Source organism: Paenibacillus plantarum (genome assembly GCF_013141695.1).
In the GTDB taxonomy this organism is placed as follows: domain Bacteria; phylum Bacillota; class Bacilli; order Paenibacillales; family NBRC-103111; genus Paenibacillus_E; species Paenibacillus_E plantarum.
The window spans coordinates 25,966-39,301 of the sequence record NZ_WHNY01000041.1; the positions used below are offsets into that span (position 1 = coordinate 25,966).

Here is a 13,336-nt window from a genome sequence, read left to right on the forward strand (position 1 = left end):
AAAAAGCTTGGAGTGAGTAATAATGCTAAGTACTTTAAAAGACATGTATTATCAAGCGTTTGGATTTACCGTGGTAAGTGCGATTCACTTGCCAGAGCTAGTACAATTACATGACATTCAGGGATCCCCTGATATTACCATTGAGATTGCTGATCTATCAAAATTATGGGTTAGTATGGAAGCGGAGCTTGGGAAATATACAGTGCGTGAGGAAAGAGTAATCTTCCAAATCCCTCATTTAGGTATATTTTGCATTGAATATGGAAACAAAATTCTCATTTCACCCGCCATTGGCTCAGACAAGGATGAAATCAGGCTTTATATATTAGGATCTTGTATGGGGGCTTTATTGCTCCAAAGAAGGATTCTTCCTTTACACGGCAGTGCAGTGGTTATTGAGGGAAATGCCTATGCTATTGTTGGAGATTCAGGAGCTGGCAAATCGACGCTTGCATCCGCCATTATGAAGGAAGGATATCCATTATTAAGCGATGATGTCATTGCAATTTCCTTCTCATCAGATCAACAAACGGCTTATGTGACACCTTCTTATCCGCAGCAGAAATTGTGGCAAGAAAGCATGGCACACTTTGGGATGGAAACAGCTGGCTATCAACCGTTATTTAAAAGGGAAACCAAATTTTCAATTCCTGTTGCTTCCAATTATGAGTCAAAGCCTGTACCGATTGCTGGAATTTTTGAATTAGTCAAATCAGATGGGGAGCAAGTTGCGATTCAGCGGATTCCTAATTTAGAGAGTTTATCGATGTTATACCATCACACATTTCGTAATTTCCTAGTTCATCGATTGAACCTGTCATCCTGGCATTTTAACATGACGGCTAAGCTCGTTAATAAGCTGAGTCTATATCGATTAGAGCGTCCTGTATCTAAATTTACTGCACCTGAACTCGTATCTACGATAATTACAACGATTAATAGGAGGAATATATCATGATATCCAATCAAACCATTGAGATGACACAAAAAGTTGTTCAGAAGGACGGTCATATCGTAAGCGATATGGGTGGAGAAAAGGTCATGTTAAGCATTGAGAATGGTAAATATTACAACTTAGGGTCTATGGGTGGGATCATTTGGGACATGATTCAAGAACCTATGCATGTAGAGCACCTCATTAATAAATTAATGGAAGAATATGATGTTGAGCGATCCGTATGCGAGGGGCATGTAGTATCCTTTTTAGAGCATATGGCTAAAGAAGGCCTAATTCTTCGTATAGAAACAGGGGATGTACGTTGAAAGCCATTATTTATTGGACAAAAAGGTTGTATGTCAATACAGGGAAAAAGTTGTATGTAAGTCTTCTTGGTATGATCCTCATTAGTCTATTAGAAGGAATTGGTATCATTATGCTGATTCCAATGCTGAATATGAGTGGAATCTTTGACTTAAATGTTACGCATATTCCGATATCCGCTACCTTTGATTTTTTACGAGAATTGCCACGTATCTGGGGATTAACCATTATTTTGGGGATTTATATTCTACTTGTACTCGGTCAAGGCGTGATGAAATGGATGATTACCGAAGGAAATACGAAGATTCATCAGGGTTTCATGCATCATGTTCGACTGGATACCTTCAGCTCATTGTTGCAGGCGAAATGGGACTTTCATTTGAAACGAAGAAAATCAGATTATGTAAATTCATTGACTGCCGAAATAGCTGGTGTCAGTGGTGGGATAAATGCCCTATTACAGCTGGTTACTTCACTCATTTTTACCTTGCTTCAAATTGGTCTAGCCTTCTGGTTATCTGCAAAGTTAGCCATTTTTGTCTTGATTTGCGGGTTGGCTGTAGCCATTCTCTTCAGAAAATTCGTCCATAAATCGCAAGTAATCGGTCAGCATACCATGGAACTGGGGAAATCTTATCTCGCAGGTATAACTGATCAATTGAACGGGATAAAGGACATTAAGAGTAATATGCTAGAGCATTCCCGGATGAACTGGATGAAAAAGCTCGATAGCCAAATACAGCAAGAGCAGCTCGCGCACGTTAGATTGAAGAACACATCTCAATTCGTGTATCAGACGGCAGCGGCAGTTTTTATTGCACTGTTTATATTCCTTTCAGTGGGTATCTTTCAATCACAGTTAGAGCAGCTATTATTAATTATTCTCATCTTTTCTAGGTTGTGGCCTCGTTTGAATGGGATTCAATCGAATATGGAGGGCATAGCCGCATCGGTTCCTGCTTTCACAGCACTGAAATTGCTTCATGATGAGTGTAAAGAATCGCAAGAATTCACCATGCAAGAGGCTGGTACTGCGATCCAATCTATTCTTTTAAAAGAAAGTATAGAATGTCGGCAAGTTTATTTCCGTTATAACCGAAAACAATCCGCATACGCACTCAATGACATCAACTTGCAAATCCCAGTTAATCGAATGACTGCTATAGTAGGGCGCTCGGGAGCAGGGAAAAGTACATTGATTGACATTCTAATGGGTCTTATGCTACCAGAAGAAGGGCAAGTTTTGGTGGATGGCGTACCCTTAACGCAAGAACTCTTATTATCTTTTCGTGCATCCATTAGCTATGTATCTCAGGATCCCTTCCTTTTCAATGCAAGTATAAGGGAGAATTTGTTGTTGGTTAAACCAGACGCTACCGAAGACGAAATCCATGAGGCGCTTGTGTTCTCTGCATCAGCCGAATTTGTTGCGAAACTCCCTCAAGGCCTGGATACAACAATCGGTGATCGTGGGGTTCGATTGTCCGGAGGCGAGCGTCAACGACTTGTATTAGCTAGAGCTATACTTCGCAAACCATCCATTCTTGTATTAGATGAAGCGACGAGTGCATTAGATACGGACAATGAGACGAAAATTCAAGAAGCGTTAGATTTATTAAAGGGTAAAATGACAATTATCGTGATTGCCCATCGCTTATCAACGATTCGGAATGCAGATCAAGTTCTTGTCATTGATCAAGGGGCCATTGTTCAGAGGGGGATTTTCAGTCAACTTGCCAATGAAAAGAGGAGTTTGCTGAATCATCTAGTTGATGGACAGAATGTGACAAGAAAGAATGGCTAGTTGGAATCCTAATGATTATTCGGATGGAGTCAATGATAGGAATGATAACCATAATGCGAAAGTTCTTCTCCTTAAATAGCAAGACGATGTTTCTATTTATAGAGGCATTTGTTTATTTGGCTTGGGCTAGAATGCTCATATCGGTTCCCTTTGCCAAGATAGCACCTTCGTTAGGTAAAGCTATGGAGGAATCTGCGCAAGATCAGCCTAATATCCGGAAAATAGAACTCATTCAGATCCATGATGCGATTCTGATCATAAGTCGACATACATTATGGGATAGTAAGTGTTTAGTCAGGGCGATAGCAGCTATGAAAATGTTAAAGAGGCGCGAAATTTCCAGTACGCTTTATATGGGAACGCGTAAAGATGAAACGGGTAAAATGATTGCGCATGCCTGGCTTCGAAGTGGTCCGTTCTTTATTACCGGCGCGGAGGGGAAGGATGGGTATATTGTTGTTGGGAAATTTGCAAATCATTGTAACAAGTAGAATGAGGTTGGGAGGATCGAAATGAGTATCAGTTCGCAAGCGGCATCAACATTATTTTCAAAAGAATTGAAATTGCTGCTATCACTTATGAATATGCCATCAGGTGAAAAGCGGATCAATATTTGTAATGAAAACCTCAAAGACATCGATTGGGACGAGTTGCTTGTGCTGACTAGACATCACCGTGTATATCCGAATGTATATGAAAAGCTTAGGCAAACAGATGATGAGCGCATTCCGTCGTATGTAATCAGGCAGATGCAGAAGGACTATCAACGTAATACGTTCTCCATGTTGCATTTAAGCTCGGAGATGGGGAGCATTGCCAAACAATTCGATGAAACAGGCATTCGTGTCTTAGTTCTAAAGGGGCCTGTGCTGGCAGATGATTTGTATGGTGATGTGTCACTTCGAACATGCAGTGATTTAGATATCCTTATTCCTATTGATAACCTGATGCAGGTAGAAGAAATGCTTATTGAACTAGGTTATGTGAAAGAGGAAGTCTACAAAACGATTCTTGGTGATTGGAAATGGCGGCATCATCACATCACGTATAAGCACCCTCAGAAGGGAATTAAACTTGAAATTCATTGGAGATTAGGACCAGGCCCAGGGAAAGAACCTACTTTCAATGAACTTTGGGAAAGTAAGCGAATGTGTTCCATTACCAAACATCCTGTCTATTATTTAGGAAGAGAGGATTTATTTATCTTTCTTGCTACTCATGGCGCTCGCCACGGCTGGTCACGATTACGCTGGTTAGTGGATATCGACCGGATCCTTAGACAGGATTTGGCGCACGATAGGCTTACGTATCAACTGAAGAAATATAATCAGACGCATATTGCTGCACAAGCAATCATACTAGCTGTTAAGCTGCTTCAAACACCGCTTACCAGTGAACTTGAGTCTTTAACAATGGCTAAACGAGGGGAACATCTCGCTGAAGATGCTTATTTCTATATTTATCAAAAAGTAAATCTCCACACGGATCCTGTGCCAGATCATATTTCGAAATATCATAAGCGTCATCTTTTTTCCCTAATGACGTACCGGCAAAAAGTATTGTTTATTTTAAGCTTTCTATATCCGTATCCTGAGGATGCAGAGACATTAAAATTACCTCAGCCACTACATATACTCTACTTTCCATTACGTCCCCTCCTGTGGACATGGAGGAAAACGAAAAAACATGTGTTGTCATAGGCAAACTATGGCAATGGAAAGTCATATGTAAACGTTCTCTATGAAGTACAATTGTATTGACATGTTCTTTATAAAGAACTATACTTGAGATAAGTAAAGGTTCTTTATTAAGAACTTTTTATTGTTTCTCGAATTAGGAGAGAGGTTAACCATGACAATTCCTAAGATTATTCACTATTGTTGGTTTGGACATAATGAGAAGCCAGATATCGTGAAACGATGTATTCAAAGCTGGCATCTTCAACTACGTGGATATCAATTCATAGAGTGGAACGATAGTAATTTTGACCTGAACAGCAATCCCTATGTAAAAGAAGCTTACGAAGCAGGCAAATACGCGTTTGTTAGTGATTATGTGAGAGTGTACGCGCTTTATCATCATGGTGGCATATATGTAGATACCGATGTAGAAGTATTCAAAGCATTTGATGATTTATTGCATCATGACTCCTTTTGGGGATTTGAACAAGAAAATTTTATTGCCACTTCCACGATCGGAGCGGCCCCGCAAAACAAGTTAATCCAAGTCTTCTTGGATTCTTATACGAACAAAAATTTCAAGCGTGCAGATGGTACCTATGATTCACTAACCAATGTGGCCTTGATTACAGAAATACTTAGCGACTGGGGAGTTATTCCCAATGGTCAATATCAAGAGTTAGAAGGTATTGCGACTTTTTATCCCCAGACCTATTTCTCTCCCTATGACTACATCAATTGCAGGAATTATATCACGAGTGATACCTATGCCATGCACCATTTCTACAAGAGTTGGCTGCCGTTGAAGGCAAGATGGAAGGGTCAAATCAAGATGCAGCTGGCGAAAGTGATTGGTGGAGATAATATAGCTAGGTTGCGCAAGCTGCTTAGTTAAACTGATTATTGAGGAGAATAGGCATGCTGAACGTAGCTAAAAAAGTACTGATTACACTCATTAATGATGGTCGCGGCAGGGGTTTCTACTACATGTTTATCATGAATTTATCGCATGCCATGGGAATTCTGAGAGCCTACTTCAATAAGCTTCTCTACTATAGGAACATTAAGTCATCCATCTTCTCTTTGCAGACGAACAGTAGAATTGATGTATTTAGCAAACATGCCAGGATCTATATTGGCAAATTCGTATTTATTAGAAAGAACGCAAGTATAAGAGTGGATCATTACGGAGAATTGATTATTGCGGAGAAGGTTTTTATCAATGATCATTGCAACATCAATTGTGTCTACAGAATAACAATTGGCAAAAACACTAAAATTGCACCTCATGTAAGTATCAATGATCATGATCATAACTTTCGTGGAAGTACGGGCGAACACCTAATAAAGGGAGAGATTATTATTGGTGAAAATGTGTGGGTAGGTTCGAATGTTGTAATCCTTCGAGATACGGTTATTGGTGATAATGCTGTTATTGCCGCTGGAAGTGTTGTAAAAGGGAACGTGCCTGCGAATACCATATTCTTAAATAAAAGGGAAAAGAGCTACATTCAATATGCGTAAAATTCTTATTACTGTGTATGACATGGAAATTGGTGGCATCGAGAGAAGTTTGATCAACATGCTGGAGAGTTTCGATTACAGTAAATATGAAGTAGATCTATTCATTTGTAAACATTCAGGAGATTTCTTGAGTTTGATTCCTGATCAAGTAAATCTTTTGCCCCAGATAGGTAACTATACGGTATTTCGAGAATCGATGATGGATTGCTTAAAGAAAGGGCATCTCCTAGCTTTGAGCATTAGAGTGTTGAGTAAAATGATTTCGAATTGGAAGGCAAGGGTTAGGAAGTTAAGAGAAGGCTCTGGGTACATCCAGATGCAGCTTGTTCTAAAATATACAACGTATTTCTTACCGAAGATAGGGAAGCAATATGATTTAGCCATTAGCTATGCATGGCCACATGATATTGTTGCGAGCAAAGTGAGCGCGGTGAAGAAGATTGCATGGATTCATACGGATTACAGTGAATTAGAAATTGATAATAAAATAGACTTGGCCGTTTGGCGTAAGTACGATGCAATAGCTTCCATATCCGAGGCGTGTACAGAAGCATTCATCAAGACATACCCCTCCTTAGAAGAGAAGATTCGATTAATAGAGAACATTACATCTCCAGAGTTTATAAGAAAAATGGCAGATGATCACATTCACCTAGAAGCTGAGCATCAGGATAGTTTTAACATCGTATCCGTCGGCAGATTGTCTTACGTTAAAGGATTTGATATGGCAGTTAAAGCTTTGAGGTTACTTCATGATAAAGGATTAACTTCCATCAAGTGGTACGTTGTAGGGTATGGGGGATATGAGGAACAGCTTAAGCAGTTAATTGTGGAGAATAGCTTAACGGATAGCTTCGTTTTAGTTGGTAAGCAAATGAACCCATATCCGTATATAAAACTTTGTGACTTATATGTACAACCATCTCGCTATGAGGGAAAAGCAGTGACAGTAACTGAGGCCAAAATCTTAGGTAAACCCATTATAATTACCAACTATCCAACTGCGAGCAGTCAGATTGAAGATGGTGTGGATGGTATGATCTGTGAACTAAGTGTAGAGGGTATTGCGGAAGGAATTGAACGGATGTATACACGAAGTGAACTCAGAACAGACTTCATGAACAATAATGTAGGGCGAGATTATAGTAACACTTGGGAATTAAATAAGTTATACGGAGTGATATAGACATGAGTACGAAAGTAAGTGTAATTATCCCTGTCTATAATGCAGAGAAATACTTAGTACCATGCATAGAATCACTTAGTAGTCAGACGTTAGACGAATGTGAATTCATTTTCATTAACGATGGATCGCAAGATGGGAGCGCAGGCATAATAGAGCAGTTTGCGAAACTGGATGCGAGAATCCGACTCGTACATCAAGAGAATCAAGGTGTAAGCATGGCGCGGAATCATGGAATAAGGTTAGCGATTGGTGAGTATGTAGGTTTTGTTGATGCGGATGATTATGTGGAGAAGGATATGTTTGAAACGCTTTATCTTACGGCTAAAGAAGAAGATTATGATGCAGTTATTTCTATTTTTGAAACAGAGCTTGCAGGTCGTAAGGTTACCACTACATATCCGTTTCCGATGGATACCAAATTAGCAAGAGGTTTCATTGAACAAGAGATTATTACTTATTTATTAAAATCAGACCAAATGAATACAGTATGGAACAAACTGTATAAACGAAGTTCAATTATTGATCATGAAGTTGAATTTCCTAAGAATATGCCATTAGGTGAAGATGGGTATTTTAATATGAGCTTTTTCAGCCATGCGCAGCTTGTTATTTCGAAGAATTATATGGGATACCATTATCGAGAAGTAGCCGGCAGTGCAACTAGAAATATTTTGGAGAAGGATTACTTCAAACGTGCCTTAGAAGTATATCTCCAGGATACTCCCCAAATAGATACCCTGATTAAGGACCATTATAAGGTTAAACAATTAAAATCAACGAAATTAATGAGAAGTGTCATGGCTAATATTCATGTATATCTGAATCCTACCCATAAGATTAGTTTCCATCAAAGGTTTCGTTATGTCACAAAGATGGTAAATCACCCAATCGTATCTGAAGCTTTACCGCTCTTTTACGAGCAAGAATACGATAACTTAGGCAGATACGAGAAGTTTATTACCTATTTAATTCAGAAAAAATCAATAGCCGGTCTATACTTTTGCACGAGATACAGCAAGTTAAGAAGTAAATCTATTTGAAGGGGATTATACAAATGAAAATTATGATGTTTGCTCATGATGGTAGCTTAAATAGAGGATGTGAGGCAATCGTAAGATCCTCAACACATATTATTAAGGAACGCATTCGTGGATCCAAAGTGTATCTTGCCTCAGGTAAACCAGAGACTGATCGTTTGATCACTAAACTAGATGGTATTTATGATGGATCGACTCGGGAGTTAAAAAAGTATTCTTACGACTGGTTACTTTCGTCTCTGCAATACAAAGTATTTAGAGACGACTCGTACGCGCTAGGGAAGATACATGATAACATTGTCAAACTTATTCCTAAAATGGATGTGTATCTCTCCATTGGTGGTGATAACTATTGTTATGGTGAACAACCTGGCTGGTATGAAATTAATAAAAGAGTGAAAGCTGGCGGAAAAAAGTTAGTCCTATGGGGCTGCTCAATTGGACAAGAAGATATGTCTGAGCGGAAATTGGAAGATCTAAAATTATTCGATCTGATTCTGGCTCGAGAAACGCTAACGTATAACATGCTCAAGAGTAAAGGATTAACGAATGTTGAATTGTGTGCGGATGCAGCATTCACGATGGAGAAGGAAGAATTAGAGCTTCCAGACGGTTGGCAAGAAGGAAATACGCTTGGATTAAATTTCAGTCCTTTAGTAATGAAGCGAAATGTGAATTCTCAAATAGCAGTTAGGGAGTTAATTTCACATATTCTTGAAAAGACAGATATGACTATTGCACTAACCCCCCATGTTATCCAGGCAGGCAATAATGACTATGTAATTCTTGAGAATTATTTCGAGGAATTTAAACATACGGGTAGAGTGATCTTGTTACCAAATAACTTAAACGCGATTCAATATAAAGGGTATATTTCAAGAATGAGGTTCTTTATTGGAGCTAGGACTCATGCAACCATTGCGGCATATTCCAATTATGTTCCAACCATGGTACTAGGATATAGTGTGAAGTCCAAAGGGATTGCTCAAGATATTTTTGGGGAAGAGAAACTTGTGCTGGGAATTGAAGAAATTTCTGATGGCAGCAAGCTAAAGTCTAAATTTGATGAAATGTTTGCAGAGGAAGATGAAATAAAGCAAACACTGCAAGCAGCTATTCCACGAATTAAAAAAATGTCCTACAGGGCTGTTGAGTTACTTCATCAATTAGTTTAATGAATGAGGTGGATTTTGGTGAAAAAACTTATCTTTATCATGCCTAGTTTAACTTCTGGTGGAGGAGAAAAGAGTCTAGTTACCTTACTTAATAAACTTGATTTTAACAAGTACAGTGTGGATTTATTTTTATTATCACATGAAGGATTATTTATGGAGTTTGTACCCAAGGAAGTACGAATATTACCTTTACCTAAGAACTTTACGATATTTAGTTTACCTTTATTGAAATCTATTTGTAAATTCTTACTAAAAGGTAGTGTGATTTTAGCATACAACCGGGCTATGTTTACATTTAGAAATAGAAACCTAAAAAATGTAGCTTTAAGAGAACAATATAATTGGAAATATATTTCCAAATCATTGGGACTGATTGAGGGGCCATATGATGCTGCTATTGGATTTTTAGAAAAAACATCCACATATATTTGTATAGATAAAGTCGATTCAGCTACTAGAAAAATAGGTTGGGTACATATTGATTATGATCAATTAGGAATGGATCCTTCGTTTGATCAATCCTATTTTAGTAAATTAGATCAAATTGTCACGGTATCAGAAGAGTGTGCGAATATTTTGGAAAGCAGATTTCCAGAGCAAAGAGATAAGGTAAAGGTCATTTATAATATCGTGTCACCTTCGATCATTAATAAAATGGCTGAACAAGGTCAAGAAGAATTGTTTGGTAAAAAAGAGAATCAGATTGTTATTGTCTCAATTGGACGATTACATTATCAAAAGAATTTCGTTATGGCTATTGAGTCTTGTAGAATACTGATCGATCGAGGATATAACATTTTGTGGAATATTATTGGAGATGGTGAAGAAAAACAAAAGCTCATGGAATTAATAAAAGAATATGGGTTAGAAGAAAATTTTAAGTTGTTGGGACTTAAGTCAAATCCGTATCCCTATGTCAAACAAGCCGACATTTATTCACAGACATCAAGGTTTGAAGGTAAATCAATCGCAATTGATGAAGCTAAGATTTTGAATAAACCCATTATCGTGACTAATTTCACTACTGCGAAAGATCAGATTAATCAAGGAGTAGATGGCATTATCTCAGAAATGAATGCGGATGATCTTGCAAATGAAATTGAAATACTAATTAATGATGTAGATTTAAGGAAACGCTTATCGGATACACTAGCCAAACAAAAATTGGGAACTGAAGATGAAATAGAGAAATTTTATGAGTTGATTGGATAGGAGGAAGCAATGAAAAAAAAGGTGCTTTTTATTATGAATAGTTTAACCTGTGGCGGAGCAGAGAAAGCTCTGATCTCCCTTTTGGAGACGTTGGATTATTCAAAATACGACGTTGATTTATTTTTACTCAAACATGAGGGGATATTTTTCAATAAAATACCAAGTGAAGTCAACTTGTTAAGAGAACCTCAGAATTATAAATATTTTGAAATGCCAATGGGAGCAGCCGTACTGGACTGTCTTCGTAAAGGGAGGCTTGGAGTAGCTGTTGCAAGAGTGATAGCTGGGTTCATTTATAAAAGTGAGAAAAACTCGGCTAGATCTGAGCAGAGAGCTTGGAAGTATTTATACAAAGCATTGCCTGATATCAATACGAAATATGACGCGGCTGTCGGATATCTCGAGAAGAATCCGATTTATTTTTGTATTGATAAAGTGAGGGCAACTAAAAAATTAGGATTTATCCATAGTGATTATAACAAAATGGGCATGGACGCAAAGTTGGACAATGGATATTTTAGGAAGTTAGATCACATTGTGACCGTCTCGGAAGAATGTCAGCACATATTAAAAAAGATATTCCCAAAGTATATACAAAGAATTGAAGTCATGCATAATATCGTATCCCCAGCAGCTATACGTAAGCTTTCACTAGAGGAAATTCATTTAGGTGGTCAAGAGCTGAAAATTGTTTCCGTAGGTAGACTAAATTATCATAAAGGATTTGAGCTAGCCATTGAGTCTTGTAAGGAACTTGTAAACACTGGATATCAGGTGAAATGGTACATTATCGGAGAAGGCGAAGAACGCAAAAACCTAGAGAGAATAATCGATCACAACAAATTGAACGATACGATTAAGCTTGTTGGTATAAAGGAGAATCCTTATCCTTACATCAAAGCTGCTGATATTTACGTTCAGCCTTCTAGATTTGAAGGGAAATCAATCGCTATCGACGAGGCCAAAATACTATATAAGCCGATTGTCGTAACTGACTTTGATACAGCAAAAGATCAAATCACAGATCAAGTGAATGGATTAATTGTTGGAATGAATCCGAAATCGTTATCCGCAGGCATTGCTAGTTTAATAGATAATCCGTCCCTTAGGAAGCAATTCTCGCAGAATCTCTCGACTGAAAACTTAGGAACGGAAGATGAAATACATAAACTATATGCGATGTTCAATTAAATGAGAGAGGTTAACTAGTATGATAATTCAGCTCATAGGTTATACATTATTAATTCTCATTGCCATCATTATTCTTATTGATCTTCTTCCGATATTCAAGGATTGGCTAAGCAGGATTCATATCGGAAGATACGACAATCAACAAATATGGAACAAATCAATTACAAAGCTGGGGCTCAAGTGGCTGCATGCCACGCCGAAAATAAAAGTGACTGATCATACCAGGTTAGTATTTATTGATATGTTGAAGGGTAACTATACAAAAGCGGCCATTCAACATTGGCAAGAAGCAGCGTTGCTTTTAGGAATGTCAGAATATTTAAAACAGAATGATGACAGCGATGTAAAGCAACAACTGGGTAAATTCATGGCTCAGAAATTTAATGAACAAGGTCAATGGAAACATACACCTAAATATGTTGATGCGGCTATTCTTGCGTACGCAGTTATGAAGTTAGATTTTATTGAAACAGACAAGTATAAACCAGCCCTGGATGCTGTATGGGAAATGATTAGAGGACATATTGGTCAGGATGGTACGGTGCAATATCGTAGTTTTATGAAGGAGTACCGTTATGTGGACACGATCGGTTTCATTTGTCCTTTTTTAGTGGCATATGGCCTACGATACCACAAAGAAGAGTGCGTGGAGTTGGCTGTGAAACAGATTACAACGTATGAAGACAAAGGTATGCTAGAGGGACACCATATCCCAAGTCACGCTTATGCGATTACGGAGAAATTACCACTAGGATTGTATGGTTGGGGAAGAGGACTTGGATGGTATGCTATAGGACTTATTGATGCATGGGGTGAATTACCTAACGATCATCCCAATAAATCGATGCTGACAGATAGTGTTAGACGATTTGCTGAAGCAGCCGTATTATTCCAGCAGGATCAAGGAAATTGGAATTGGACCGTGACTAGAGGAGAAAGTCGGCCAGACTCATCTACGACAGCTACACTAGGATGGTTCATGTTAAATGCCTCGCAAATTGAGGGAATCTCAGAATCGTGTCTAAACAGCGCGAACCGAGCAGCAGCCTATCTCATGAAGGTTACTAGAAGAAACGGCGCTGTTGATTTCTCGCAAGGAGATACCAAAGATATAGGTGTATATTCAACATTGTTTAATATTTTGCCATTTACACAGGGCTTCTGTATTCGAATGATGAATTTCAATCACGGTTATAAGGTTGTGAAGAGATGATTTACACCGTATGGATTATGTATCAAGAACTCTCAAATGAAATTGGTTTTGTTC

Annotated in this window: 13 protein-coding genes; all 13 read left to right on the forward strand. The window is 38.2% G+C overall.

Features of this window, described 5'->3' with window-relative positions:
- Window positions 1–22 precede the first annotated feature (22 nt).
- Window positions 23–958 carry a phosphoenolpyruvate carboxykinase (ATP) gene (locus tag GC096_RS14170; protein WP_171631044.1) on the forward strand — a complete coding sequence of 312 codons (936 nt, stop codon included), beginning with the start codon at window positions 23–25 and terminating at the stop codon, window positions 956–958.
- A complete protein-coding gene (locus GC096_RS14175; RefSeq protein ID WP_171631045.1) occupies window positions 955–1,263 on the forward strand; it encodes a lasso peptide biosynthesis PqqD family chaperone in 309 nt (102 codons plus the stop codon). Before GC096_RS14170 ends, GC096_RS14175 begins: the two co-directional genes overlap by 4 nt.
- A complete protein-coding gene (locus tag GC096_RS14180; protein ID WP_171631046.1) occupies window positions 1,260–3,065 on the forward strand; it encodes an ABC transporter ATP-binding protein in 1,806 nt (601 codons plus the stop codon). The genes GC096_RS14175 and GC096_RS14180 overlap by 4 nt, the downstream gene beginning before the upstream one ends.
- 35 nt (window positions 3,066–3,100) lie before the next feature.
- On the forward strand, window positions 3,101–3,556 hold the full coding sequence (locus tag GC096_RS14185; protein WP_312886271.1) for a lasso peptide biosynthesis B2 protein: 456 nt from the start codon (window positions 3,101–3,103) through the stop codon (window positions 3,554–3,556).
- 21 nt (window positions 3,557–3,577) lie between these two features.
- Window positions 3,578–4,765, forward strand: coding sequence for a nucleotidyltransferase domain-containing protein (locus GC096_RS14190; RefSeq protein ID WP_171631048.1), 1,188 nt, complete (start codon window positions 3,578–3,580; stop codon window positions 4,763–4,765).
- Between the two features lie 121 nt (window positions 4,766–4,886).
- Window positions 4,887–5,639 carry a glycosyltransferase family 32 protein gene (locus GC096_RS14195; protein WP_281366794.1) on the forward strand — a complete coding sequence of 251 codons (753 nt, stop codon included), beginning with the start codon at window positions 4,887–4,889 and terminating at the stop codon, window positions 5,637–5,639.
- 23 nt (window positions 5,640–5,662) lie between these two features.
- Entirely contained in the window at window positions 5,663–6,268 is a 606-nt protein-coding gene (locus tag GC096_RS14200; RefSeq protein WP_246302754.1) for an acyltransferase, read from the forward strand.
- Window positions 6,261–7,454, forward strand: a complete 1,194-nt coding sequence (locus tag GC096_RS14205; RefSeq protein WP_171631052.1) for a glycosyltransferase — start codon at window positions 6,261–6,263, stop codon at window positions 7,452–7,454. The genes GC096_RS14200 and GC096_RS14205 overlap by 8 nt, the downstream gene beginning before the upstream one ends.
- Before the next feature lie 2 nt (window positions 7,455–7,456).
- Complete coding sequence (locus GC096_RS14210) at window positions 7,457–8,494, forward strand: glycosyltransferase family 2 protein (RefSeq protein ID WP_171631054.1); 1,038 nt, start codon at window positions 7,457–7,459, stop codon at window positions 8,492–8,494.
- Between the two features lie 14 nt (window positions 8,495–8,508).
- Window positions 8,509–9,666 carry a polysaccharide pyruvyl transferase family protein gene (locus GC096_RS14215; RefSeq protein WP_171631056.1) on the forward strand — a complete coding sequence of 386 codons (1,158 nt, stop codon included), beginning with the start codon at window positions 8,509–8,511 and terminating at the stop codon, window positions 9,664–9,666.
- 15 nt (window positions 9,667–9,681) lie between these two features.
- On the forward strand, window positions 9,682–10,878 hold the full coding sequence (locus tag GC096_RS14220) for a glycosyltransferase (protein ID WP_171631057.1): 1,197 nt from the start codon (window positions 9,682–9,684) through the stop codon (window positions 10,876–10,878).
- 9 nt (window positions 10,879–10,887) lie between these two features.
- The gene (locus GC096_RS14225; RefSeq protein ID WP_171631059.1) at window positions 10,888–12,069 is read left to right on the forward strand and encodes a glycosyltransferase; all 1,182 of its coding nucleotides are present in this window, start codon (window positions 10,888–10,890) and stop codon (window positions 12,067–12,069) included.
- A 19-nt stretch (window positions 12,070–12,088) separates the two neighbouring features.
- A complete protein-coding gene (locus GC096_RS14230; RefSeq protein ID WP_171631061.1) occupies window positions 12,089–13,282 on the forward strand; it encodes a glycoside hydrolase family 88 protein in 1,194 nt (397 codons plus the stop codon).
- Window positions 13,283–13,336: the final 54 nt, after the last annotated feature.